23 protein-coding genes and 1 riboswitch are annotated in these 24390 nt (G+C 71.0%); of the genes, 10 read left to right on the top strand and 13 right to left on the bottom strand.

All coding sequences use genetic code 11. The features are described 5' to 3' along the window. Window positions 1-26 precede the first annotated feature (26 nt). From Q5762_RS21905 to Q5762_RS21895, 3 genes are all read left to right on the top strand, one after another. On the top strand, window positions 27-1097 hold the full coding sequence (locus tag Q5762_RS21905; protein ID WP_315893945.1) for a histidine kinase: 1071 nt from the start codon (window positions 27-29) through the stop codon (window positions 1095-1097). Beyond that, a complete protein-coding gene (locus tag Q5762_RS21900; protein ID WP_315893888.1) occupies window positions 1094-1771 on the top strand; it encodes a response regulator transcription factor in 678 nt (225 codons plus the stop codon). Before Q5762_RS21905 ends, Q5762_RS21900 begins: the two co-directional genes overlap by 4 nt. Before the next feature lie 103 nt (window positions 1772-1874). Further along, complete coding sequence (locus Q5762_RS21895) at window positions 1875-3041, top strand: serine hydrolase domain-containing protein (RefSeq protein ID WP_315893887.1); 1167 nt, start codon at window positions 1875-1877, stop codon at window positions 3039-3041. Here the strand turns inward: Q5762_RS21895 and Q5762_RS21890 are convergent. The 3 genes from Q5762_RS21890 to Q5762_RS21880 all read right to left on the bottom strand — a co-directional run bounded on the left by Q5762_RS21890 (window position 3020) and on the right by Q5762_RS21880 (window position 5376). Further along, complete coding sequence (locus Q5762_RS21890; RefSeq protein ID WP_399495226.1) at window positions 3020-3532, bottom strand: hypothetical protein; 513 nt, start codon at window positions 3530-3532, stop codon at window positions 3020-3022. The genes Q5762_RS21895 and Q5762_RS21890 overlap by 22 nt on opposite strands. Window positions 3533-3628: 96 nt before the next feature. Beyond that, a complete protein-coding gene (locus Q5762_RS21885; protein ID WP_315893886.1) occupies window positions 3629-4141 on the bottom strand; it encodes an HXXEE domain-containing protein in 513 nt (170 codons plus the stop codon). 71 nt (window positions 4142-4212) lie between these two features. Then, a complete protein-coding gene (locus tag Q5762_RS21880; RefSeq protein WP_315893944.1) occupies window positions 4213-5376 on the bottom strand; it encodes an extracellular solute-binding protein in 1164 nt (387 codons plus the stop codon). A 218-nt stretch (window positions 5377-5594) separates the two neighbouring features. On the opposite strand from Q5762_RS21880, the gene Q5762_RS21875 reads away from it, so the two are divergent. After that, window positions 5595-6470: an AraC family transcriptional regulator gene (locus Q5762_RS21875; protein ID WP_315893885.1), complete on the top strand. Its 876-nt coding sequence runs from the start codon at window positions 5595-5597 to the stop codon at window positions 6468-6470. Window positions 6471-6544: 74 nt separating this feature from the next. On the opposite strand, the gene Q5762_RS21870 is transcribed toward Q5762_RS21875, so the two are convergent. Next, on the bottom strand, window positions 6545-7981 hold the full coding sequence (locus Q5762_RS21870; protein ID WP_315893884.1) for a gamma-aminobutyraldehyde dehydrogenase: 1437 nt from the start codon (window positions 7979-7981) through the stop codon (window positions 6545-6547). Window positions 7982-8169: 188 nt separating this feature from the next. Here Q5762_RS21870 and Q5762_RS21865 point away from each other — a divergent pair, with 188 nt between their 5' ends. From Q5762_RS21865 to Q5762_RS21840, 6 genes are all read left to right on the top strand, one after another. Beyond that, entirely contained in the window at window positions 8170-8676 is a 507-nt protein-coding gene (locus Q5762_RS21865; RefSeq protein ID WP_315893883.1) for an Lrp/AsnC family transcriptional regulator, read from the top strand. Beyond that, entirely contained in the window at window positions 8661-10040 is a 1380-nt protein-coding gene (locus tag Q5762_RS21860; RefSeq protein WP_315893882.1) for an aspartate aminotransferase family protein, read from the top strand. Before Q5762_RS21865 ends, Q5762_RS21860 begins: the two co-directional genes overlap by 16 nt. A gap of 247 nt (window positions 10041-10287) precedes the next feature. After that, window positions 10288-11016 (top strand): ATP-binding cassette domain-containing protein, encoded by a 729-nt coding sequence (locus Q5762_RS21855; RefSeq protein ID WP_315893881.1) that lies wholly within the window; start codon window positions 10288-10290, stop codon window positions 11014-11016. Next, window positions 10998-12143 carry a hypothetical protein gene (locus Q5762_RS21850; RefSeq protein ID WP_315893880.1) on the top strand — a complete coding sequence of 382 codons (1146 nt, stop codon included), beginning with the start codon at window positions 10998-11000 and terminating at the stop codon, window positions 12141-12143. Before Q5762_RS21855 ends, Q5762_RS21850 begins: the two co-directional genes overlap by 19 nt. A 223-nt stretch (window positions 12144-12366) precedes the next feature. After that, a complete protein-coding gene (locus Q5762_RS21845) occupies window positions 12367-13509 on the top strand; it encodes a Rossmann fold nucleotide-binding protein (RefSeq protein ID WP_315893879.1) in 1143 nt (380 codons plus the stop codon). A 79-nt stretch (window positions 13510-13588) separates the two neighbouring features. After that, window positions 13589-14590: a hypothetical protein gene (locus Q5762_RS21840; protein WP_315893878.1), complete on the top strand. Its 1002-nt coding sequence runs from the start codon at window positions 13589-13591 to the stop codon at window positions 14588-14590. On the opposite strand, the gene Q5762_RS21835 is transcribed toward Q5762_RS21840, so the two are convergent. The 9 genes from Q5762_RS21835 to pyrH form a co-directional block, all read right to left on the bottom strand. Continuing rightward, window positions 14587-15603 (bottom strand): ABC transporter ATP-binding protein, encoded by a 1017-nt coding sequence (locus tag Q5762_RS21835; protein WP_315893877.1) that lies wholly within the window; start codon window positions 15601-15603, stop codon window positions 14587-14589. The genes Q5762_RS21840 and Q5762_RS21835 overlap by 4 nt on opposite strands. Continuing rightward, window positions 15603-17234: an iron ABC transporter permease gene (locus tag Q5762_RS21830; RefSeq protein ID WP_315893943.1), complete on the bottom strand. Its 1632-nt coding sequence runs from the start codon at window positions 17232-17234 to the stop codon at window positions 15603-15605. The genes Q5762_RS21835 and Q5762_RS21830 overlap by 1 nt, the downstream gene beginning before the upstream one ends. A 47-nt stretch (window positions 17235-17281) precedes the next feature. After that, window positions 17282-18361 (bottom strand): thiamine ABC transporter substrate-binding protein, encoded by a 1080-nt coding sequence (locus tag Q5762_RS21825; RefSeq protein ID WP_315893942.1) that lies wholly within the window; start codon window positions 18359-18361, stop codon window positions 17282-17284. A gap of 86 nt (window positions 18362-18447) precedes the next feature. Further along, window positions 18448-18555, bottom strand: a riboswitch (TPP riboswitch). A gap of 29 nt (window positions 18556-18584) precedes the next feature. Next, window positions 18585-19691: a 23S rRNA (adenine(2503)-C(2))-methyltransferase RlmN gene (rlmN, locus tag Q5762_RS21820; RefSeq protein ID WP_315893876.1), complete on the bottom strand. Its 1107-nt coding sequence runs from the start codon at window positions 19689-19691 to the stop codon at window positions 18585-18587. 97 nt (window positions 19692-19788) lie between these two features. Continuing rightward, the gene (locus Q5762_RS21815) at window positions 19789-19974 is read right to left on the bottom strand and encodes a CsbD family protein (RefSeq protein WP_315893875.1); all 186 of its coding nucleotides are present in this window, start codon (window positions 19972-19974) and stop codon (window positions 19789-19791) included. An 87-nt stretch (window positions 19975-20061) separates the two neighbouring features. Further along, a complete protein-coding gene (locus Q5762_RS21810) occupies window positions 20062-21678 on the bottom strand; it encodes an MFS transporter (RefSeq protein WP_315893874.1) in 1617 nt (538 codons plus the stop codon). Window positions 21679-21854: 176 nt separating this feature from the next. After that, entirely contained in the window at window positions 21855-22940 is a 1086-nt protein-coding gene (locus tag Q5762_RS21805) for a phosphatidate cytidylyltransferase (RefSeq protein WP_315893873.1), read from the bottom strand. After that, entirely contained in the window at window positions 22940-23497 is a 558-nt protein-coding gene (frr, locus tag Q5762_RS21800; protein ID WP_315893872.1) for a ribosome recycling factor, read from the bottom strand. The genes Q5762_RS21805 and frr overlap by 1 nt, the downstream gene beginning before the upstream one ends. Window positions 23498-23598: 101 nt before the next feature. Beyond that, entirely contained in the window at window positions 23599-24363 is a 765-nt protein-coding gene (gene pyrH / locus Q5762_RS21795; protein WP_315893871.1) for a UMP kinase, read from the bottom strand. Window positions 24364-24390: the final 27 nt, after the last annotated feature.

Raw genomic sequence — 24390 nt, 5'->3', positions numbered from 1 at the left:
GGATCGCGCTGCTCGTGCAGGCGGCGATGACGATGCCGTTCGTCGTGCCGCGCGCCCCGGAGCTGCCGCCGGCGACCTGGGCGGCGTACGGCCTGATGACGCTCACCGTCCTGCCCCTCGGCTGGCGGCGGCGCGCACCGCTGGCCGTCCTCCTCGCGATCTTCGCGGCCAGCTCGCTGTACGAGCTGGCGGTCGACGGCCCCGGCCAGCCCCTCCCGTACACCGGTCTCGTCATCGTCCACACGATCGCCGCGCTCGCGCCGCCGTGGCAGCGGCGCGCGACCGTGCTGCTGCTCGTGGTCGCGGTGCCGGTGTCGGTCTGGCTCAACACCCGGTCGGCGCGTGAACTGACCTTCTCCCTCTTCGTGTTCGGGGCGGCGTACGTCTTCGGCCGGCTGACCGACGCCCGGCAGCGGGCCCACCGCGTCGAGGCCGAGCGGGCGGCGGCACGTGAACGGGCCCGGATCGCCCGGGAGATGCACGACATCCTGTCCCACGCGGTGAGCCTGATGGTCGTGCAGGCGGAGGCCGGTCCGGTGGCCGTGCGGGCGGCTCCGGAGCGGGCGGAGGCGGCGTTCGAGGCGATCTCGGCGACGGGCCGGGACGCGATGGAGCAGCTGCGCCGGATGCTGGGGGTGCTGCGGGACGGTACGGAGGGCGCACCGGTCGTCGCGCCGCGCGAGCCGCAGCCCGACCTCGGCGGGCTGCCCACCCTCGTGGAACGGGTGCGGGCCGGCGGGCTCACGGTCACGTACCGGACGACGGGCGGGGTACGGGCCCTGCCTGCGGCCGTCGGGGCGACGGTCTACCGGATCGTCCAGGAGGCCCTGACGAACGTGATGAAACACGCGGGTGCGCGGACGGCCGCCGTCCGACTGGCGTACGAGGACGGTGTCCTGGAGATCGTGGTGACGGACGACGGACGGGGACCCCGGCGCGGCGCGCGGCCGGGCGGCGAGGGGCACGGGCTCGTCGGGATCCGGGAGCGGGCCGCCGCGCACGGCGGTACGGCGGTGACCGGCCCGGGTCCGGACGGCCGGGGCTTCGAGGTACGGGTGGAACTCCCCGTACCCTCCACGGCGGAGGTGGCGCGGTGACGATCCGGGTGGTGGTGGCCGACGACCAGGAGCTGGTCAGGAGCGGCTTCTCGATGATCCTCGACGTCCAGCCGGACATCGAGGTGGTCGCGGAGGCGGGCGACGGGGCGGAGGCGGTCGCCGCGGTGCGCGCGCACTCCCCCGACGTGGCGCTGCTCGACATCCGGATGCCGAGGATGGACGGAATCGAGGCGTGTCGGGCGATCAGCGCGGAGAGCGGCTGCCGCAGCGTGATGCTGACGACCTTCGACTCCGACGCGTACGTCTACGAGGCCCTGCACGCGGGCGCGAGCGGGTTCCTGCTGAAGGACGTACGCAGGGACGATCTGGTGCACGCGGTACGGGTGGTGGCGCGCGGCGACTCGCTGCTCGCCCCGTCCGTGGCGCGGCGCCTGGTCGAGGAGTACACCCGTCCGACGCCCCGCGAGGCGCCCCGGCCCCCGGATCCGCGTCTGGACGCGCTGACGGCCCGCGAGCGGGAGACGCTGCTGCTGCTCGCGCGGGGCCTGTCGAACGCGGAGATCGCGGCGGAGCTGGTCGTCAGCGACCACACGGTGAAGACGCACGTGGGGAACGTGCTCGCGAAGCTGGGGCTGCGGGACCGGATCCAGGCGGTGATCTGCGCGTACGAGAGCGGTCTGGTCACGGCGGGCTCTCCCCCGCTCGGGGGATGAGCGGGGGAGGGGAAGATCCCCCGCTCCGGCGATCCATGGATCGCCGCAGGTCAGCAGGATGTGAGTCGTAGCAGAACAACGGCTCACAGCAACGGAGTTGACCATGAACAACGCACGCATCCGTACCCTGCTCGCCGCGACCCTCGTCCTGGGCGTGACGGCCGGCCCGGCGGTCCTGCCCGCGACGGCGGCGCCCGCCGCCGCCGCCGTGAGCATGTCGAATCCGGCGTTCGAGGCGGCGATCGCCGGCCTCCCCTCGAAGGACGCGACGGCCGCGCTGGTCCGCGTCGGCGGGCGCGAAGGCGCCTGGCAGGGCAGCTCGGGCGTGCACGACCTGAAGTCGATGCGCCCGGCCGATCCGGACGGCCGCTTCCGCGCCGGTTCGGTGACCAAGGTCTTCACGGCGGCGGTCGCCCTCCAGCTGGCGGGTGAGGGGCGGCTCGACCTGGACCGCTCGGCCCGCTCGTACCTGCCGGAACTGATCCCGGCCCGGTACGGGACGGTGACGGTCCGCCAGCTGCTCAACCACACGCACGGGATCCCGGCGCCCGACTTCGCCGGTTCGACGGTCGAGGAGCGGTACGCGCACCGCTTCGAGGTCCACGACCCGCGCGCGATGGTCCGCTCGGCGACCGCGAAGGAGCCGGAGTTCGCCCCCGGCACCCGGCAGCACTACCTCAATATCGGCTACACCATCGCGGGGCTGCTGATCGAGCGGGTCACGGGTGACACGTACGAGCACCAGGTCGCGACGCGGATCCTCGGCCCGCTCGGGCTGCGCGGCACGTACCTCCCCGGGACCGACCCGCGGATCAGGGGCCCGCACAACCGCGGCTACCAGACGATGCGGCTCGCGGACGGCACGACCGGCCTGCGCGACGTGTCGGTGTGGGGTGCCACGGACGGCTGGGCGGCGGGCGACCTGATCTCCACGACGGCCGATCTGGAGCGGTTCACGCGGGCGCTGTTCCAGGGGCGGGTGGTGCGCGGGCCGCTCCTGGAGGAGATGTTCACGCTGCCGCAGGTCACGGACTTCAGGAGCGGCGACCCGGCCGCGTACTCCGCCGGGCTCTCGATGAAGAAGCTCGGCGGGCGGGAGGTGTGGGGGAAGACGGGCGGCCGCTGGGGCTACAACGCGGCGATCGCCTCGACCCGGAACGGCTCGCGCACGCTGGTGTACAGCGTCAACTCCACGGACGCGAAGGGCCAGGACATGAACCGCGTCGCCCTGGCCCTGATGGTGGCGGCCTACGGCCCGCCGACACCCTGAGGCGCGTGAGGCGCGTGAGGCGCGTGAGCCACGGCCTTGATCGCTTCCAGCCGCTTGATCATCCGCCGTACGACGTACAGCGGAACGATCCCGAAGACCCCGAAGGACATGTCGATGACCGACCACCAGAAGGGGATGCCCCGGATCGGTCCGCAGATCAGGGCGAGCGGGATGATCCCGACGCAGGCGATCATCCCGAACTCGATCACCCAGATGTTGCGGACCGGGTCGCGGTAGGGCCCGTAGAAGGCGACGGCGATGACGAGGTGCGCGAAGGCGAGCCAGTCGGTGCCGTACAGCAGGAACGGGTACCGGGCGTCGGCGGTGTCGAGGCCGTCGCCCACCCGCGCGATCCACTCCAGGAGGCCGGGGAAGAGCTCCCCGACGGGTGCGGCCCAGGACGTCAACGCATCCTCGATGAGGCGGAGTTCGGTGACGAGCGGGAAGGCGGTCAGCCCGCTCAGCACCAGACAGACGATGAAGCCAGCCACACGCGGATACGCCGAAGAAGGGCCACGGGCCCGTTCGCCTCGTTCATGACAGCAGAGTACGCCCCTCATGAACGCGTTCAAAAAGCGGGTGGCGGATCACCTCCCGATCACTCGACGGGCGGCGGCATGCGCGGCGACGGTCACGCCGGCCGCCACCGCGAGCCCTCCCACCAGGTCCCTCGCGCGCGTCGGCCGCAGCACGCCGGCCCGCCTCAGCCGCCCCCGCGCCCAGAGCGTGAAGGGCACGACGATCAGGGGCGAGGTCACCGAGCCGGGCGTGTACCCGCGGACGGCGGCCGCCTGGGCCAGATGGACGAGGCCGTGCAGACCGAAGCCGGTCAGGGCGGCCTGGTAGAAGCCCGAGCGGCCGCCGGACCGGTGTCCCGCGGCGGCGGCCGCCGCGACGACGGCCCCGACCGCCGCCACGGCGACGGCGAACTCCCGCTCGTCGACGCTCTCCACGGTCTTCCACACCGCCTCGGGCGCCTCGGGGAAGCGCTCCCGCAACTCCGGCAGATGCTCCCGGAGCCAGCGCGGGCCGAAGAGCACCTCCTCGGTGTCGTGCAGGGCCCAGGCGGCCAACAGCCCGTAGGTGACGGCGGAGTTCACCTGCGATGTCGCGTTCGATGTCCCATGTGGTGTCCCATGTGATGTCCCGTTCGATGTCACATCGGGGGAACTCACAGACCGACGATCGAGTTCCACCGCTTCGCGAACTCCACTCGCTCCTCAGAGGTGATGTCCCGGGCGATCGCGAGCCGTCCGCGCATCGCGTCGTCGGGGAAGATCAGCGGGTCCTCGGCGAGGGCCGCGAGCTCCTCGTCGTCGGAGTCGGCCAGGACGTCACGGGCGGCCGGCACCGGGCAGACGTAGTTGACCCAGGCGGCGAGCTCGGCGGCGACCTCGGGCTCGTAGTAGTAGTCGATCAGCTTCTCGGCGTTGGCCTTGTGCTGGGCGAGGTTGGGGATCATCAGCGACTCCGCCCACAGCTCGGCGCCCTCCTCGGGGACGACGAACTCGATGTCCGGGTTGTCGGCCTGGAGCTGGATGACGTCGCCCGAGTACGCCTGGCAGGCCAGTACGTCGCCGGTGGACAGGTCCTTGATGTAGTCGTTGCCGGTGAAGCGCCGGATGTGCCGCCTGCCCACGAGCCCTTCGATCTGCTCGCACACGGTGTGGAAGTCGTCCGCGGTCCACCGGGTCACGTCGACCCCGTTGCCCTGCATGAGCAGCGCGAAGGACTCGTCGAGCCCGGACAGCAGGGTGACCTTGCCGCGCAGCTCGTCGTCCCACAGCTCCTTGACCGACCGTATCTCGCGGCCGAGCTTCTTGCGGTTGTACGCGATGCCGGTGATCCCGGACTGCCAGGGGACGGTGTGCAGCCGGCCCTCGTCGAAGGCGGGCGAGCGCAGCTGGGGGTCCAGATACCGGCCGACGTTCGGCTGCGCCGCCCGGTCCATCTCCTGCACCCAGCCGAGCCGGACGAACCGCGCGGCCATCCAGTCGCTGACGACGATCAGGTCCCGGCCGGTCTCCTGGTGGTTCATCAACGCCGGGCTGATCTTGCCGAAGAACTCGTCGTTGTCGTTGATCTCCTCGGAGTAGCGGACGGAGACCCCGGAGCGTTCGGAGAACGCGTCCAGGGTGGGCCGCTTCGAGGTGTCGTCGTCATCGGTGTCGATGTAGAGCGGCCAGTTGGCGAAGTCGAGCGTGCGGTCCCGCGCGGAGAGATCCCGGCCGGCCCGCCGCCCCGGCTCGACGTACGCGGCCGGCACTCCGCACCCGGCGAGCAGCGCCACGGCCCCGGCGCCACCCATCCCGCGGAGCAGGGACCGCCGGGACATCATCTTCCTCGCTGTCGCTCTCATCCGAGCAGCATCCCGGCCCGGCACCTACGGAGCAATGGACGGTCCGTGCGCCGGAACGCCCCTGACCGCGACACCCTGTCGATCACACGGCGCGGCGCGGTCCGTTCCACCCGACATCATCGGGCACAGGATGTCGGGTCCGGCACCCTGGGTGCTGCCTAGCGTGGTGGTCGTCAAGAGGAAGGAACCGGGGCGTGCTGGAGAGGCTCAACCAGGCGATGGAGCACGTCGAGCGCCACCTGGATCAGCCCGTCGACGTGGCGGAGCTGGCGCGGATCGCGGGCACGTCGGAGTACCACCTGCGGCGGATGTTCTCCGCGCTCGCGGGCCTTCCGCTGTCGGAGTACGTACGGCGTCGGCGGCTCACGCCGGCGGGCGCGGAGGTGCTCGCGGCGCGGGAGACGCTGCTGGAGATCGCGGTGCGGTACGGGTACGGCTCGGGCGAGGCGTTCGCCCGGGCGTTCCGGGCCATGCACGGTGTCGGGCCGGGCGAGGCCCGGCGTACCGGCGCCGCGCTGAGCTCCCAGCCCCGGATGGCCTTCCGTCTCATCGTCGAAGGGAGCACTACGATGCGCCACCGCATCAAGGAGAAGCCGGCGTTCACGGTCGTCGGCCCCAAGGCCCGGGTTCCGCTGGTGCACCTGGGCCCGAACCAGGCGATCACGGACTTCGTCCGTGGCATCGACCCGGGGACCCTGAAGCGCCTGGAGGAGCTCTCCGACCAGGAGCCGCAGGGCATCGTCGCGGTCTGCGACGACCTGGACCCGAGCCGCGCCGAAGCCACCGAACTCGACTACTACCACGGGGTGATCACGAACGCGGCCGCCCCGGAGGGCGCGTCCGCCCTGTCCGTCCCCGCCGGCACCTGGGCGGTCTTCACCGCTTCCGGAGCGGCCCCGCAGGCCGTCCAGGAGCTGTGGCGGGACGTCTACACGCAGTGGTTCCCCTCGAACCCGTACCGCGGCCGCCCCGGCCCGGAGATCGCGCGCATCCGGCTCTCCGCCGACGGCACCGAGGCGGACGCCGAACTGTGGCTGCCGGTGGAGGAGGAGCGGGCGGACAGGCCCTAGCCCCGCCGGCCGGAAACGACGACGCGGTCCTGCCGCCGAAGCGACAGGACCGCGCGCGTCGACCGTCAGACGGTTCAGCCCAGCGACGTCATCACGTGCTTGATGCGCGTGTAGTCCTCGAAGCCGTACGCCGAGAGGTCCTTGCCGTAGCCGGACTTCTTGTAGCCGCCGTGCGGCATCTCCGCGACCAGCGGGATGTGGGTGTTGATCCACACACAGCCGAAGTCGAGCGACTTCGACATGCGCATCGCGCGGGCGTGGTCCTTCGTCCAGACCGAGGACGCGAGCGCGAACTCGACGCCGTTGGCGAACTCCAGGGCCTGCGCCTCGTCACGGAACGGCTGGACCGTGATGACCGGGCCGAAGACCTCGTTCTGGATGATCTCGTCGTCCTGCTTGAGGCCGGAGACGACGGTCGGGGCGTAGAAGTAGCCCTTGTCGCCGACCTGGTGGCCGCCCGACTCGACCTTGGCGTGGGCCGGAAGGCGGTCGATGAAGCCGGAGACCTGCTTCAGCTGGTTGGCGTTGTTCAGCGGGCCGTAGAGCACGTCCTCGTCGTCCGGCTGACCGGTCTTCGTGTCGGCGGCGGCCTTGGCCAGCTGCGTCACGAACTCGTCGTGGATGGACTCGTGCACGAGGACCCGGGTCGCGGCGGTGCAGTCCTGGCCGGCGTTGAAGAAGCCCGCCACGGAGATGTCCTCGACGGCCTTGGCGATGTCGGTGTCCTCGAAGACCACGACCGGGGCCTTGCCGCCCAGCTCCAGGTGGACGCGCTTGACGTCCTTGGCCGCCGACTCGGCGACCTGCATGCCGGCCCGTACCGAACCGGTGATGGAGGCCATCGCCGGGGTCGGGTGCTCGACCATGGCGCGGCCGGTCTCGCGGTCGCCGCAGATGACGTTGAAGACACCCTTGGGCACGATGGCGCCGATGATCTCCGCCATCAGGACGGTCGACGCGGGGGTCGTGTCCGAGGGCTTGAGGACGACCGTGTTGCCCGCGGCGAGCGCCGGGGCGAACTTCCACACGGCCATCATCATCGGGTAGTTCCACGGCGCCACCTGGGCACAGACGCCCACGGGCTCGCGGCGGACGATGGAGGTCATGCCCTCCATGTACTCGCCGGCCGAGCGGCCTTCGAGCATCCGGGCGGCACCCGCGAAGAAGCGGATCTGGTCCACCATCGGCGGAACCTCTTCGCTCGCGGTGAGGGCGACCGGCTTGCCGGTGTTCTCGACCTCGGCGGCGATCAGGTCCTCGGCGCGCTCCTCGAAGGCGTCCGCGATCTTCAGCAGGACCTTCTGGCGCTCGGCGGGCGTGGTGTCCCGCCAGGCCGGGAACGCGGCCGCGGCCGCGTCCATGGCGGCGTCGACGTCCGCCTGGCCGGAGAGCGGAGACGTGGCGAAGACCTCGCCCGTGGCCGGGTTGACCACATCGATGGTCCGTCCGTCCGCGGCGTCCCGGAACTCCCCGTTGATGTAGTTACGCAGCCGGCGCAGCTCGGTGGTCACGTTGCCACCCCTCCTGTCGTTCTTGGTCGCACGTCGTCGTGCGGTGTCCCGTTTACTGGGAACCCCAGCCTAATCGCTTCCCTGACGCTTTCGACAGGTCCGGCATGCGCCAACTTCGGATTCAGTGAGATTCGGGACCCGAAACAACGGATTTCATCACTCTGGGGTTGCCAGACCGACGAGTCTCGGTGCACAGTGAGTCTGTGGCCAGTCAAAGCACGAACTCCAGAACCGGTTCCGGTTCGTCCCCGACGATCGATGCCGTCTCCCTGGCGATCATCGAGCAGCTCCAGGAGGACGGTCGCCGTCCGTACGCCGCCATCGGCAAGGCCGTGGGCCTGTCCGAGGCGGCCGTCCGGCAGCGCGTCCAGAAGCTGCTCGACCAGGGCGTCATGCAGATCGTCGCCGTCACCGACCCGCTCACCGTGGGCCTCCGGCGCCAGGCGATGGTCGGCATCAACGTCGAGGGTGACCTCGATCCGGTGGCGGAAGCGCTGACTGCCATGTCGGAATGTGAGTACGTGGTGATGACCGCGGGCTCGTTCGACCTGATGGTGGAGGTCGTCTGTGAGGACGACGACCACCTGCTGGATGTGATCAACAAGCGCATCCGCACCCTTCCCGGCGTGCGCTCCACGGAGAGCTTCGTCTACCTCAAGCTCAAGAAGCAGACCTATATGTGGGGAACTCGATAATCGTGACCCAGGACCTGTCCAAGACCGCGTACGACCACCTGTGGATGCACTTCACCCGCATGTCGTCGTACGAGAACTCCCCCGTCCCCACCATCGTGCGTGGTGAGGGCACCTACATCTTCGACGACAAGGGCAAGCGCTACCTCGACGGTCTCGCGGGTCTCTTCGTGGTCAACGCCGGACACGGCCGCAAGGAACTGGCCGAGGTCGCGTACAAGCAGGCCCAGGAACTCGCGTTCTTCCCCATCTGGTCCTACGCGCACCCCAAGGCCGTGGAGCTCGCCGAGCGCCTCGCCGACTACGCCCCGGGCGACCTGAACAAGGTCTTCTTCACCACCGGTGGCGGCGAGGCCGTCGAGACCGCCTGGAAGCTCGCCAAGCAGTACTTCAAGCTGCAGGGCAAGCACACCAAGTACAAGGTCATCTCGCGTGCGGTCGCCTACCACGGCACCCCGCAGGGCGCCCTGTCCATCACCGGCCTGCCGGCCCTGAAGGCCCCCTTCGAGCCGCTGGTCCCCGGCGCGCACAAGGTGCCGAACACCAACATCTACCGCGCCCCGATCCACGGCGACGACCCCGAGGCCTTCGGCCGCTGGTGCGCCGACCAGATCGAGCAGGAGATCCTCTTCGAGGGCGCCGACACCGTCGCCGCCGTCTTCCTGGAGCCGGTGCAGAACGCCGGCGGCTGCTTCCCGCCGCCGCCCGGGTACTTCCAGCGGGTCCGCGAGATCTGTGACCAGTACGACGTGCTGCTCGTCTCCGACGAGACGATCTGCGCCTTCGGCCGCCTCGGCACGATGTTCGCCTGTGACAAGTTCGGCTACGTGCCGGACATGATCACCTGCGCCAAGGGCATGACCTCGGGCTACTCCCCGATCGGTGCCTGCATCGTCTCGGACCGGATCGCCGAGCCGTTCTACAAGGGTGACAACACCTTCCTGCACGGCTACACCTTCGGTGGCCACCCGGTGTCCTCGGCGGTCGCCATCGCCAACCTCGACATCTTCGACAAGGAAGGCCTGAACCAGCACGTGCTGGACCAGGAGGGCAACTTCTTCGACACCCTGAAGAAGCTGCACGACCTTCCGATCGTCGGCGACGTCCGCGGCAACGGCTTCTTCTACGGCATCGAGCTCGTCAAGGACAAGGTCACCAAGGAGTCCTTCACGGACGAGGAGACCGAGCGCGTGCTCTACGGCTTCCTCTCGAAGGCGCTCTTCGAGAACGGCCTGTACTGCCGTGCCGACGATCGTGGCGACCCGGTCATCCAGCTGGCCCCGCCGCTGATCGCCGACCAGGGCACCTTCGACGAGATCGAAGGCATCCTGCGCTCGGTGCTCACGGAGGCGTGGACCAAGCTCTGACGGTTCCGGCCTCGCCTGCCTCTCCAGGCACAGAGCCTCACACCGCCCTCACGGTGTGACCCCGGCCCGGGTATGCGGCCATCCGAGTGGATGGCGGCTGCCCGGGCCGTGTGCTGTCCGTACAACCGGATCTGAATCCTTACGGTGCCCAGTGATTCCTTACGGCGCCCAGTGACCGACAGGCCCGTCCCTTCGTTCCCTCGGACGGGGGAACGCAAGTATCGGATCCGACATCGAGGTGTACGCGATGGCCCCACCGGACAACGACGTGCTCTGGGCGCGTTCCCTGCACTGCACCCTGGAGGGCTCGGACGTCCTCACCGGCGTCTCCCTCGGTGTGCGCGAGGGCGAGATCCTCGCCCTGGTCGGCCCGCGCGGCAGCGGCAAGACCACCCTGATGCGCTGCCTCTCGGGTCAGACCCTGGCCCAGCAGGGCGAGGTCTGGTTCAACAGCAGCCCGGTCCACACCCTGAGCCCGGTCCAGCGCGAACGGCTGCGCCGGGACCGGTTCGGCTGGATCGACCCGGAGCCCGGACTCGTACCGGAGCTGACCGCCTGGGAGAACGCGGCCCTGCCGCTCCTGCTGCGCGGGGTCTCGCACCGGACCGCGAAGGCCTCCGCCCTGGAGTGGCTGGACCGGCTCGACATCGGGGTGTGCTCCCGCAAGCGCCCGCACGCGCTGACGCAGTCGCAGCGGCAGCGGATCGCGATCGCACGCGCCCTCGTCACCACACCGTCGGTCCTGTTCGCCGACGAACCGACCGCCTCGCTGCACCGCGCCGACGGCGCGCAGGTACTGCGCACGCTCACGGCCGCCGCGCGCTCGCACCGGATCACCGTGCTCCTCGCCACCCACGACACCGAGGTGGCCGCCCTCGCCGACCGCTCGGTCGCCCTGCTCGACGGGCGCCGGGTCGGCACAGTGACGCCGACCACCGGGGCGGAGGGCGTCGCCGCGTGCTCGCTCTCCGTCTAGTCCGCGGGACCCACCCCCTCGTCCTGCTGCGGCGCCTCCTGGTCGCCGCGGCGGCCGCGGGGGTCGGCTTTCTGCTGCTGTGCACGCTGGGATACGCGGTGGGCCACCCGGACCGGTCGGCCGCCGCGACGCTGCGGCTGCTGTGGTGCCTGATCCCCATGGCCGCCACCGTGCACTTCGCGGTGGCCGTGGCCCGTACGGATCCCAGCACGCGGCCGCGGCCCGGACTCTCGGCGATCGGGCTCGGCCCGGCCCGGCTCACGGCGATCGCCGCGGCCTCGACGGCCGTCGCCTGCACGCTCGGCTCGATGGTCGCGCTGCTGTTCTATCTGCACCTGCGCGGCGACATCACCGGGCTGCCGTTCGACGGCGCGGCGGCCGAGCTGCTCGCGGCGGGCCGCCCGATCCCGCTGGCGGCCGCGCTCACCCTCCTGGCGATCCTCCCGGTGGCGGCCTCGACGGCGGCGGCACTGGCCCTGCGCCCCAGGAAGACCCCGGCGGCGCCCGAGGGCATGGAGAAGACACCGCCGTCGGGCCTCCCCTGGGGCGTGGCACTCCTGGCAGTCGGCCTGGCGGTCGAGACGTACGCCGGGCAGGGCGGCGCGGGCGGCGGGCTGCCGCTCCCGGGCCGCTTCGACGGCAGCCCGGCGGGGGTCCTGGCGGGCTGGATCCTCACCGCGATCGGCCTGGCGATGGCGGGCCCCGGCATCACCCACTGGTGCGGCCGCCTCCTCCAGGCGGTCCGCCCGGGCGCGACCCGGCTGCTCGCCGGCCGCGTCCTGATGGACGAGTCCCGGCGCATCGGGCGCCCGCTGGGCGTGGTGTGCGCGGTGGCTTCGGGCGCGGTCGCGGCGATCACGCTGTACGACTCCGGGACGGGCGACTTCGGCCCGCTGACGGGCCTGGGCGCGGCGCTGGTGATGACCTGCACCACGGCGACGCTCCTGACGGCGGCCCTGGAGTCCAAACAGTGCCGCGCCCACACGACAGAAGCCCTGATCCGCCTGGGCGCCCCACCCACGGTCCTCCGCACGGCGGCTCTGATGCGAGCGGGCGCACTGCTGGCGGCGTTCCTGCCGCTGACATGGCTGGTGGGAACACTGGCTGCGGTCCCGCTGGGGGCCTGACCCTCTCCGCCCACCCCGTTGTGGGCAATCGTTCCTCCCTCAGACTTCGTCCGGGGGACCCCCAGGCGATGGGGCCCCCTGCTCGAACGAAGCCGAGAGCTTGGGGGAGGGTGGGCCCAACGGACGGCGCCCTTGGCGGGCGCTTCCGCCCCGTCCCCCTACGCCCACCACGCGCGGGTCGCCCGGCACAGGACCCCGCACCCCAAGCCCCTACCCTGGCCCCATGACCCGTAACGAACGCGAAATCCACACGCCCGCCGAGTTCGACGAGGTCATCACCCGAGGGTCCCTCTCCGGACACAGAATCCAGTCCGTAGACCTCACCGACCGAACCTTCGCTCTCCTCTCCACCCCCACCGCCGGCGCCGTCTTCCTGGGCTGCGAGCTCCAGCCCGAGGCCGCCGCCAAGGTCCGCGCCGACGGCGCGCTCGTCTTCCCGCCCGTCCCGGACCTGCCGTTCGACCCGTACCGCGCCCACCTGTACTCCCCCGCGGAACTGTTCGACCACGTCGAGGACGAGGCGTACGAAACGACCCCCGACTTCCGCACGTACGACTGGTTCCAGCAGACGAAGGCCGACGGCGACATCTTCGCGTCGATGCTCCGCTCCATCCACGACGACGCCATCTCCGACGCCCTCGACGAACTCCTCGCCGGCGCCCGGGTCGTCGGCGTCATGGGCGGCCACGCGATGGCCCGCGGCACCGACGCGTACGCAGGGGCCGCCCGGCTCGGCCGCTCGCTGGCCCGCGCAGGCCTGACCGTGGCGACCGGCGGCGGCCCCGGCGCGATGGAGGCGGCGAACCTCGGCGCGTACACCGCCCCGCACACCGACGACGTACTGGACGAGGCGCTCGAACTCCTCGCCAAGGCACCGTCGTTCACCCCGTCCGTCACGGACTGGGCGCGGGCCGCCTTCGAGGTGCGGGCCCGCTGGCCGAAGGGCGGCGACTCGGTCGGCATCCCCACCTGGTTCTACGGCCATGAGCCGCCGAACCCCTTCGCCGGCCACATCGCGAAGTACTTCGCCAACGCGACACTCCCCCAAGCTCTCGGCTCCGCGCGAGCAGGGGGGACCCCCATGGACGGCCTGCTCGCCCGCTGCAACGCAGGGGTGATCTTCCTCCCGGGCGCGGCCGGCACCGTACAAGAGATCTTCGACAACTCAACCCCCAACTACTACGAGTCGCGGGGCGAGCCCACCCCCATGGTCCTGGTGAACCGCGCGCACTGGACGGACCGGCTGCCCGCCTGGCCGCTGCTCCAGGCCCTCGCGGCCGAGCGCCCGATGGCCGCCCGGATCGCCCTGGTCGACTCCATCGACGAGGCCCCGGAAGCGCTCCACCGGCTGGGCCTGCGCAGCTAGGGGGCCACCGGAGGCAACGTCGGCGCCCGATTCCGCGTCTGGCAGTCCGTACCAAACCCTTCCGGAACGGAGCCTCCCGGTGCTCATAGGACTGCTGACGGCTGTCGCCGCCTCGATCTGTTACGGCACGGGCTCCGTCCTCCAGGCCGTCGGGTCGCGCAGGTCAGCCCGGCGCGAGGCGGAGGCGCAGGCGGCCGGGCAGGTCACCGGCCGGGGCGGGCCGAGCCTGTCGTCGACCGCGAAGGCGGCGATGACCTGGGAGTTCGTCGTCGGGACGGTCCTGGACTTCATCGGCTTCGGCCTCGGAGCGCTAGCGGCGCGGATGCTGCCGTTGTTCCTCTCCCAGACGGTCATCAGCGCGAACCTGGTGATCACGGCGGTGCTGAGCGTCCGCCTGCTCGGCATCCGGCTGACGCGCGCCGAGTGGACGTCGATCGGCGTCGTCTGCTCGGCGCTCGTACTCCTCGCGAGCGCGGCGGGCCCCGAGGGCAGCGGGCACACTCCGCTCGCCACGCACTGGTGGCTGCTCGCGATCTCGGTGCTCCTGATGGTCGGCGGCACGGTTCTCGTACGGCTCCTGGGCGCGCGGGCGGCGATCCTGGCGGGTCTCCTCTCGGGACTCGGCTTCGGCGCGCTCGGTGTGGGCGTACGGATCCTCGACCTGGGGTCGTTCGTCACCGACCCGGCGCTGTACGCGATCCTCGTCGCCGGGACCGGCGGGATGTACCTGCACACCGTCGCGCTCCAGATCGGCTCGGTGAACGGGGCGACGGCGGCGCTCGTGGTGGGCGAGACCGTGCTGCCGGGAATGATCGGGGTGTGGTGGCTGGGCGACGCCTCCCGCCCGGGCTTCGCCTGGCTGGCCATCACCGGCTTCGCCCTGGCGGTCGCGGGCGCGGTGGCCGTGGCCTGGTTCGGCGCTCCTGAGGGCCACGGCGGGAAAGCCGCCGACGGCGCACAGCCGCCCACAGGGGGACCCGCCCCACTGTCTACAAGTGGTACGGGTGGTACGGGTGGGAACGCCAGCCCGGGCGGAGGCCGGGCGCACCCCCGCGAAGCCGCACCGGCCCGCCCCCACTAGCCCAGCACCACGACCTCGTCCGCCACGAACGTCACGCCCACCTCCGCGCCCTCCGCAGGCGCGTCCCGGAGCGGGCACTCCGCCTCCAGGGCCGGGCCCTCCGCCGGACGCAGCAGCACGGCGACATGGGTACCCCGGAACGTACGGGCCTCGACCGTGCAGGCCAGGCCGTCACCCGGGGCCACGAGCCGTACGCCGCCTGGGCGTACGAGGATCTCCCTCGCGCCCCCGGGCGAACCGTCCGGCACCGGAACCTTGCCCCACACCGTGTCGGCGAAAGGCCCGCTCACCGTCCCCGCCACGACGTTGTCGAAGCCGAGGAACCGGGCCACGAACGCCGAAGCCGGCCGCTGCCACACCTCCAGCGGCGTCCCGGACTGCGCGATCCGGCCGTCCCGCATCACCACGACCCGGTCGGCGAGCGCGAACGCCTCGCCCTGGTCGTGGGTGACGGCCAGCACCGTCGTACCCAACCGCCGGAACAGACCGCGCAGTTCGACCACCAGCCGCTCCCGCAGACCGCGGTCCAGCTGCCCGAGCGGCTCGTCCAGCATCAGCAGCCGCGGCCGCGGGGCGAGCGCGCGGGCGAGCGCCACCCGCTGCTGCTCGCCGCCGGAGAGCGAGGCGACGGCCCGCCCGGCGGCCCCGGAAAGGCCGACCAGCTCCAGCAACTCCCGTACCCGCTCGTCCCGTTCGGCCTTCGCGACGCCGTGCATCCGCAGCCCGAAGCCGACGTTGCCACCCACGTCCCGCTGCGGGAAGAGCTGGTGGTCCTGGAACATCAGGCCGACCCCGCGCCGGTGCACCGGCACCCCGGCCTGGTCCGCGCCGTCGAGCAGGACCCGTCCGCCGTCGAGCGCCTGGAGCCCGGCGACGGCCCGCAGCATGGTGGACTTGCCGCTGCCGCTCGGCCCGAGCACGCACACGATCTCGTGGTCGGCCACCGCCAGGTCCACGGAGTCGAGCACGGCCCGATCCCCGAACCGTACGGTCGCGTCCTCGACGCGCAGCATCAGAACTCCCCCGAGGTGGTGCGGTCGACACGGAGCCGTTCCAGAAGCAGCAGGGACACCGCGCACACCACCATCAGAATCGTTGAAAGGGCCATGGCCTGGCCGTAGTTGAGCTCACCTGGCCGGCCGAGCAGCCGGGCGACCGCGACCGGCAGGGTCGGGTTGTCGGGCCGGGCGATGAAGACCGTCGCGCCGAACTCGCCCAGGGAGACGGCGAAGGCGAACCCGGCCGCGATGAGCACCGCGCGCCGCACCAGCGGCAGATCGACCTCCCGCCAGGCCCGCAGCGGCGAGGCGCCGAGCACGGCCGCCGCCTCCCGCAGCCGTTCGTCCACCGCCCGCAGGACGGGCAGCATCGTCCGTACGACGAAGGGGACACCGACCAGTGCCTGCGCGAGCGGGACGAGGATCCAGCTCGCCCGCAGGTCGAACGGCGGCTCGTCGAGCGTGATCAGGAAGCCGAAGCCGACGGTCACGGCCGACACCCCGAGCGGCAGCATCAGCAGCGCGTCGAAGCCGCGCACGAGCCGTCCCGCCCGCCGCGTCAGAGCGGCCGCCGCGAGCCCGCCGATGAGGAGGGCGAGGGCGGTGGCGACGACGGCGTACCGGAGCGAGTTCGCGATGGTGTCGACCATCGGGACGAGGAAGGTACCGGAGGGGTCGACGGACTGGAGGGCCCGGTAGTAGTCGAGGCCGTACCCGTCCGAGGTGGCGAAGGACCGTTCGACGAGGACGGCGAGCGGCAGCACGAGCAGCAGCACGATCGACACGAGGACGCCCGCGAAGAGCGCCCACGCGCCGATCCCCCGGGGCCGCCGCGCGGTCTGCTCGGGCGGGACGAGCTTCAGGGCCGTCTCCCGCCGCCGTACCGTCCGGGCGTGCACGGCGAGGACGACGCCGACGGCCACGAACTGGACGATCGTCAGGACGGCGGCCGTCGTCAGGTCGAAACGGTCGACCGTCTGCCGGTAGATCTCCGTCTCCAGAGTGGAGTACGCCGGTCCGCCGAGGATCTGGACGACGGCGAAGGAGCCGGCGGTGAAGAGGAACACCATCAGCGCGGCTGCGGCGACGGCCGGGGCGAGCGCAGGCAGGGTCACCTTCCGCCAGGCGGTGAACCGGGAGGCGCCGAGGACCCGGGCGGCCTCCTCCTGGCGAGGGTCGAGCTGCGCCCACAGACCGCCGACGGTCCTGACGACGACGGCGTAGTTGAAGAAGACATGGGCCAGGAGGATGGCCCAGACGGTGGTGTCCAGCCGGACGCCCCACAGTTCGTCGAGGAGCCCGCCGCGCCCGACGAGCGCCAGGAACGCCGTGCCGACCATGACGGTCGGCATCACGAACGGCACGGTGACGACTGCGCGCAGCAGCCCCTTGCCGGGGAAGTCGAAACGCGCGAAGACGTACGCGCCGGGCAGCGCGATCAGCAGGGTCAGCGCGGTGGAGGCGAGTGCCTGCCACAGGGTGAACCAGAGGACGTCGAGGATCTCCGGCCGGCTCAGCGTCTCGCCGAACCGGCCGAACTCCCATGCCCCGTCGGGCCGCAGCCCGCGCTCGACGATCGAGGCGACGGGCCAGGCGAAGAAGAGCGCGAAGAAGGCGACGGGCACGACCATCAGGCCGAGCCGCACCACGCTTCCCCGCACGCCTCGTCGGCCACCGGCATGACGCTCGGGGGCTACTTCAGAACGGTCGAGGACCACGACTGGATCCACTGGTCACGCTTCTCGGCGATCTTCTCGGGCGCCATGGTCTGCGGCTTCTCGATCGTCACGCCGTGCTTCGTGAACAGCTCGGGCAGCTGGGCGCCCTTGGTCACCGGGTTGACGAACATCTGGAGCGGCATGTCCTCCTGGAACTTCTTGGAGATCAGGAAGTCGATCAGCGCCTTGCCGCCCTCGGGGTTCTTCGCCCCGTTCAGCAGCCCGGCGAACTCGATCTGCCGGAAGCAGGTGCCGGTGGAGACCCCGGTCGGAGCCTCCTTCGGCTGCGGCTCGGCGTAGAGGACCTCGACCGGCGGGCTGGAGGCGTACGAGACGACCAGCGGCCGGTCCCCCTTGGCCTGCTTGCCGCCGGCCGAGCCCGAGAACTCCTGGTTGTAGGCGAGCTCCCAGCTGTCGACGGTCTTCACGCCGTTGGCCTTGAGCTTCTCCCAGTAGCCCTGCCAGCCGTCGTCGCCGTACTGCGCGGCGGTGCCGAGGAGGAAGCCGAGGCCCGGGGAGGACTTCTCGGGGTTCTCGACCACGAGCAGGTTCTTGTACTCCGGCTTGGCCAGGTCGTCGAAGGTCTGCGGGGGCGCGAGCTTCTTGTCGGCGAAGTACTTCTTGTCGTAGTTGACGCAGATGTCGCCGGTGTCGATCGGGGTGACCCGGTGCTCCTTGTCGAGCTTGACCTCGGGCAGCACCAGATCCAGCCCCTTCGCCTCGTACGGGACGAAGATCCCGTTGTCGAGCGCGCGGGAGAGCAGGGTGTTGTCGACGCCGAAGAAGACGTCGCCCTGCGGGGAGCCCTTGGTCAGGATCTCCTTGTTGACGGCCACGCCGGCGTCGCCGCTCTTCAGCACCTTGACCGTGAAGCCGGTCTGCTTGGTGAACTCCGCCAGGACCTCCTTCGAGGCGTTGAAGGAGTCGTGGCTGACGAGCGTCACGGTCTTGGGCGCGGGCGCGTCGGACTTGCCCGCCGCGCCTCTGACGTCCTCGGTGCCGCAGGCGGCGAGGGTCGTGACGCCCAGCGCTGCGGCGATCGCCGCGGCGGCCATCTTCTTGGTGCTCACTGAAATTCCTCCTGGGTGTGACCAGGAAGAGACGCGGCCCTGCCCACCGCAAGGTGGGCAGGGCGCAACAGCTCGAGTTGCGACCGAACTTCCTACCCAGAATGACCTGGGCGAGGTTCAGAGGGTCTGCGGTCCGATGACCGCACTCTCAGCGCTGTGGCGCTCCCCTGTCGGAATATGGAGATGTGTTCGAGCACAGACTACAAGGTCAGCGCTCCGAGGCCGCCAGCTGTCCACAGGCACCGTCGATCTCCTGACCGCGGGTGTCACGGACGGTGACCGGGACACCGTGGGCGGCGATGGCCGCGACGAAGGCCTTCTCGTCCTCGGGCCGGGACGCGGTCCACTTCGAGCCGGGCGTCGGGTTCAGCGGAATCAGGTTCACGTGCACCCGCTTCCCCTTCAGCAGCCGCCCGAGCAGGTCACCGCGCCAGGCCTGGTCGTTGATGTCGCGGATCAGGGCGTACTCGATGGAGATCCGGCGGCCGGACTTCTCCGCGTACTCCCATGCGGCGTCAAGGACCTCCCGGACCTTCCAGCGCGTGTTGACGGGCACGAGGGTGTCGCGCAGCTCGTCGTCGGGCGCGTGCAGCGAGACGGCGAGGCGGCACTTGAAGCCCTCGTCGGCGAAGCGCAGCATCGCGGGCACCAGGCCGACGGTGGAGACGGTGATCCCGCGCTGCGAGAGGCCGAGACCGTCCGGCTCGGGGTCGGTGAGCCGGCGGACGGCGCCGACGACCCGCTTGTAGTTGGCGAGCGGCTCGCCCATGCCCATGAAGACGATGTTGGAGAGCCGCGCCGGCCCCCCGGGCACCTCGCCGTCGCGCAGGGCGCGCATGCCGTCGACGATCTGGTGCACGATCTCGGCGGTCGACAGGTTCCGGTCGAGCCCGGCCTGCCCGGTGGCGCAGAACGGGCAGTTCATCCCGCAGCCTGCCTGCGACGAGATGCACATGGTGACCCGGTCCGGGTACCGCATGAGCACGGACTCGACGAGCGTGCCGTCGTGCAGCTTCCACAGGGTCTTACGGGTGGTGTCCTCGTCGCACGAGATGTGCCGGACCACGGACATCAGGTCGGGCAGCAGCTCCCCCTGCAGCTTCTCGCGCGAGGAGGCGGGGATGTCGGTCCACTCGGCGGGGTCGTGGGCGTACCGCGCGAAGTAGTGCGTGGACAGCTGCTTGGCGCGGAACGGCTTCTCGCCGATCGCGGCGACGGCCTCCTTGCGCTCGGCGGGCGTGAGGTCGGCAAGGTGCCGCGGCGGCTTCTTGGCTCCGCGGGGCGCGACGAAAGTGAGTTCTCCGGGCTTCGGCATGGTTCTACCAGTGTCGCAGACGGATCCCGGTGGCCCGGGCCCGTGGCCGGCCGCCGCGTGGAGTGGCGAGGGAGCGGGGCCACGCGGCCGCCGTGTGTCATGAGCGGTCGCGCTTGAGGGAGTCCTTGATGCCCTCGGCGTGCTCGCGGACGCTCTTCGCCGTGTCTCGGATCTTGCTCTTGACCTGGTCGGTCCTGCCCTCGGTCTCCACTCGCTCGTTGCCGGTGATCTTTCCGGTGACTTCCTTGAGTTTGCCCTTGGCCTTGTCCATGGCGCTGCTCATGCCGTGATCCCTCCTCGGCTGATCTGCTGCACGTCCACGCTAGGCCCGCGCGGGCCGGGGCGCCTGCCGGCGTGTGGGCGGCCGCCGTCAGGGACCTGGTCGGCCCGGCTGGTTCCGGGGGATCCGCTGGGTGAAGAACAGCGCCAGGAGGGAGGCGAGCGCGAGGATCGCGAGGGCCGCGCGCAGGCCGTCGAGCCTGGCCTCGGCGTTCGCGTCCAGGGCTGCCTCGGTCGCCTCCGGGCTCGTACCCGCGGTGTCGAGGGCCGTCTCGAGCTGGGCGTCCGAGAGGAAGGGCACCCCGCTCGCGAGTTCGACGGTGGCCTGGTTCTTGACCTCGGCGGGAATCGCCGCGTTCTGCTCGACACTGGCCAGGAAGGAGGACGTGAGCGCGGCGATCAGGAGCGAGCCGGCCAGCGCCGTGCCGATCGAGGCGCCCAGGTTGGTGACGGCGTTCTGGACGCCGCCGACCTCCGCGGTCTGCCGCTCCGGTACCGCGGAGACGGTGACCGACCCGAGCTGGGAGGCCAGCGCGCCCATGCCGAGTCCGATCAGCAGCAGAGGGAGGGTGACGATCTCGGCTCCGGCGTCCAGGTCGAGCGCCGCCATCAGGGCGATCGCGCCCGCGAGCAGCGCGAGCACCCCGAGCCGCACCACCCGCCGCGGGGAGACGTCCGGGAGGAAGCGCGGGATCAGGATCGCGGCTGCGAGCAGCGTCATCGACAGCGGCAGGATGCGGGCCCCTGTCGCAAGCGCGGACAGCCCCAGGGCGATGGACAGGTAGAGCGGTACGACGAAGAAGACGCCCATCTGTACGAGGTACTGGAAGAAGAACATCGTCAGACCGCCGGTGAGCTGCTTGTTCCGCAGCATGGCCGGGTCGACCAGCGGTTCCCTGCCGCGTTCCACGAGCCGGGCCTCCCAGCGGAGGAAGAGCCAGACCAGGAACAGGCCCGCCAGCATCAGCCACACCGTCATCGAGACACCCAGCCACGACGGCGCGTCCGGCTTCGGCCTGAACCAGCCCCACTCGCCCGAGCGGAGAACTCCGTAGACGAAGACCCCGAGGCCGCCGGCGGAGAGGAGTGCGCCCCCGAGGTCGATGCGCGGGCGTTCCTCGCTGATCGTGTCGGCGATGCGGCGGGCGAACACCAGGATGACGAGCACCACCACGACCTCGCCGGCGAAGACCCAGCGCCAGGAGAAGTACGTCGTGGCCAGGCCCCCGATGAGCGGCCCGAGCGCGATGGCGACGGCCCCCGCGGCCGCCACGATGCCGTACGCCCCCGCGCGGCGTTCGGCGGTGAAGTTGCCGGCCACGAGTCCCACGATCGCGGGCAGGATCAGCGCCGCTCCGACCCCTTCGAGGAACGACCAGCCGAGCAGCAGCACGGGGAGGTTCGGTGCCAGCGCCGTGACGAGGGAGCCGCAGCCGTACACGGCGCAGCCGATCATGAACGCGCGTCTGCGGCCGATCAGCACCCCGACCTTGCCCCCGGGGATCATCAGCATCGCCATCACCAGGGTGTACGCGGTGATGGCGCCCTGGATCCCGGTCACCGTCGTCCCCACGTCGTCGGCCACCGCCGCGATCGAGACGTTCATGACGGAGCTGTCCAGGGCCATCAGGAACTGACCGGCAGCGAGCGTCAGCAGTACCGACCGCGCCCCCGGCCGCACCCCGGCAGTGCCACCCCTGTCTGTCATGGGCGCATCGTGCCAGCCGCCCCCGTCGTGGACGGTCGACCCGCCGTGGGGGTCAGCCACCTGGCGGGCGCGAGCGGGGCCGAGGCCGGGGAAGCAGAAGGGGCCGAGGAGCCGGGGAAGCGGAAGGGCCCGCCGTCCGGTGTGGACGGCGGGCCCTTCACGTAAAAGCGTGCGGCTCAGGTCGTGCCGACGAAGACCACGAGCAGGAGCCAGACCACCGGGGCCGTCGGGAGCAGGGAGTCCAGCCGGTCCATGATGCCGCCGTGGCCCGGCAGCAGGGTGCCCATGTCCTTGATGCCGAGGTCGCGCTTGATCATCGACTCGCCGAGGTCGCCGAGCGTCGCGCTCGCCGCCACCGCGAGGCCGAGCAGCAGGCCCTGCCACCAGGTGCCGTCGTCGATCAGGAACTCCATGCACAGCGCGCCCGCCGCCATCGCGAACGTCACCGCTCCGAGCAGGCCCTCGCGGGTCTTGCCGGGGCTGATCCGCGGTGCCAGCTTGTGCTTGCCGAAGCGCCAGCCGATCGCGTACGCGCCGGTGTCGCTGACGACCGTGAGCAGCAGGAACGTGAGCACCCGCTCCGGGCCGTCGTCGGCGGTGAGCATCAGCGCCACGAACGTCGCCAGGAACGGCACGTAGAACGCGGCGAAGACGCCCGCCGTGACGTCCTTCAGATAGCCCTCGGGCGGCTCCGTCATGCGCCACACCAGGACCGCGAGCGCCGTCAGGGCCATGGCGACCCAGGCGCCCTCCGCCCCGCGGACGTAGCCGGCGACGACCATCGCCGCGCCACCGACCGCGAGCGGGACGAGCGGAGCCTTGATGCCCTTGCGCTCCTGGAGGCGGGAGGTGAGCTCCCACAGACCGACCACGACGGCGACCGCTATGACGCCGACGAACGCGGCCTTCCAGATGAACAGGGAGGCGATGATGACCGCGCCCAGACCGACCCCGACTCCTATGGCCGCGCCCAGATCGCGCCCCGCGCTCTTCTTCTGCGGGGCAGCGGGTCGGTTCGGGCTGGACATGGGCTCCTGCGGGTGCTCGTTCGGCGTCTCGTCACGGAACAGGGGACCGCTCGGCTGAGCGGCCCCCCGGCCGTGGTCGTCCTGGTGATCGCCGGCGGGGACGTCGGGCACGATGGGCATGGGCCGAGTCTGCGCCGCCTGCAACCCATCGTATGCGGGACCCGCCGGGGCAGGCCCCTGGTCGGGCCCCCAGTAGCCGGAACCGGCCGGGGCCCCCCAGGAAGAGTCGTTCATCAGACCTCGAGCAGCTCGGCTTCCTTGTGCTTCAGCAGCTCGTCCACCTGCGCGACGTACTTCGCGGTGGTGTCGTCGAGCTCCTTCTCGCCGCGCCGGCCGTCGTCCTCGCCGACCTCGCCGTCCTTGACGAGCTTGTCGATGGTCTCCTTGGCCTTGCGGCGCACGGAGCGGATCGAGATCTTGGAGTCCTCGGCCTTGGTCTTGGCGACCTTGATGTACTCGCGGCGGCGCTCCTCGGTCAGCTCCGGGAACACCACACGGATGATGTTGCCGTCGTTGCTCGGGTTGACGCCGAGGTCCGAGTCACGGATCGCCTGCTCGATGTTGCGCAGCGCGCTCTTGTCGAACGGGGTCACGACAGCCATGCGCGGCTCGGGAACCGAGAACGACGCCAGCTGATTGATCGGCGTGATGGCACCGTAGTAGTCCGCCACGATCTTGTTGAACATCGCCGGGTGCGCACGGCCGGTGCGGATCGCGGCGAAGTCCTCCTTGGCGACCACGACGGCCTTCTCCATCTTCTCCTCGGCCTCGAGGAGGGTCTCTTCGATCACCACTTGCTCCTGCGTGTCGTCGCGTCTTGTCCTGCACGGTGTACGGCCGGCAGGGCTCTGTCCATCCCCTCGCGGGGCGGTACCCGGTTTCGAGCCGAGGCTCAGGCCCGGGTGCCCTGGTCGCTCACGAGAGTGCCGATCTTCTCACCCTTCACCGCGCGCGCGATATTGCCCTCGGCGAGCAGTTCGAAGACGAGGATCGGCAGCTTGTTGTCCCGGCACAGGGTGATGGCGGTGGCGTCGGCGACCTTGAGGTCGCGGGAGAGCACCTCGCCGTACTCCAGCGCGTCGAACTTGACCGCGTCGGGGTTCTTCTTCGGGTCGGAGTCGTAGACCCCGTCGACGCCGTTCTTGCCCATGAGCAGGGCCTCGGCGTCGATCTCCAGGGCGCGCTGGGCGGCCGTGGTGTCGGTGGAGAAGTACGGCATGCCCATACCGGCGCCGAAGATGACCACGCGGCCCTTCTCCAGGTGGCGCACGGCCCGCAGCGGGATGTACGGCTCCGCGACCTGGCCCATGGTGATGGCGGTCTGGACGCGGGAGTCGATGCCTTCCTTCTCCAGGAAGTCCTGGAGGGCGAGGCAGTTCATGACCGTGCCGAGCATGCCCATGTAGTCGGAGCGGGCCCGGTCCATGCCGCGCACCTGCAGCTCGGCGCCGCGGAAGAAGTTGCCGCCGCCGATCACGACCGCGATCTCCCAGCCGTCGCGGACGACTGCGGCGATCTCGCGGGCGATCTTGTGCACGACGTCGGGGTCGACGCCGAGACCGCCGCCTCCGGCGAATGCCTCACCGGACAGCTTCAGCATGAAGCGTCCGGCCTTTTTGCCGTGGTTGTCGTCGCCCTGTACGGCGCTCTGGTTCATGGGATCTCCTCGTGCACATACGACGAA

Origin of the sequence: Streptomyces sp. P9(2023) (genome assembly GCF_032436795.1) — a bacterium.
Lineage (GTDB): Bacteria > Actinomycetota > Actinomycetes > Streptomycetales > Streptomycetaceae > Streptomyces.
This window is presented reverse-complemented; position numbering and strand designations above follow the sequence as displayed.

Coding starts and splice junctions, on each gene's coding strand:
- pyrH (WP_315893871.1), bottom strand. CDS start 24,363: ATGAACCAGAGCGCCGTACAGGGCGACGACAACCACGGCAAAAAGGCC.
- Q5762_RS21825 (WP_315893942.1), bottom strand. CDS start 18,361: ATGGCCGCCGCGGCGATCGCCGCAGCGCTGGGCGTCACGACCCTCGCC.
- Q5762_RS21835 (WP_315893877.1), bottom strand. CDS start 15,603: ATGCTGCGCGTCGAGGACGCGACCGTACGGTTCGGGGATCGGGCCGTG.
- Q5762_RS21810 (WP_315893874.1), bottom strand. CDS start 21,678: ATGACAGACAGGGGTGGCACTGCCGGGGTGCGGCCGGGGGCGCGGTCG.
- Q5762_RS21815 (WP_315893875.1), bottom strand. CDS start 19,974: ATGAGCAGCGCCATGGACAAGGCCAAGGGCAAACTCAAGGAAGTCACC.
- rlmN (WP_315893876.1), bottom strand. CDS start 19,691: ATGCCGAAGCCCGGAGAACTCACTTTCGTCGCGCCCCGCGGAGCCAAG.
- Q5762_RS21880 (WP_315893944.1), bottom strand. CDS start 5,376: ATGTCCCGGCGGTCCCTGCTCCGCGGGATGGGTGGCGCCGGGGCCGTG.
- Q5762_RS21805 (WP_315893873.1), bottom strand. CDS start 22,940: ATGAACGACTCTTCCTGGGGGGCCCCGGCCGGTTCCGGCTACTGGGGG.
- Q5762_RS21905 (WP_315893945.1), top strand. CDS start 27: ATGACGATGCCGTTCGTCGTGCCGCGCGCCCCGGAGCTGCCGCCGGCG.
- Q5762_RS21845 (WP_315893879.1), top strand. CDS start 12,367: ATGACCCGTAACGAACGCGAAATCCACACGCCCGCCGAGTTCGACGAG.
- Q5762_RS21895 (WP_315893887.1), top strand. CDS start 1,875: ATGAACAACGCACGCATCCGTACCCTGCTCGCCGCGACCCTCGTCCTG.
- Q5762_RS21855 (WP_315893881.1), top strand. CDS start 10,288: ATGGCCCCACCGGACAACGACGTGCTCTGGGCGCGTTCCCTGCACTGC.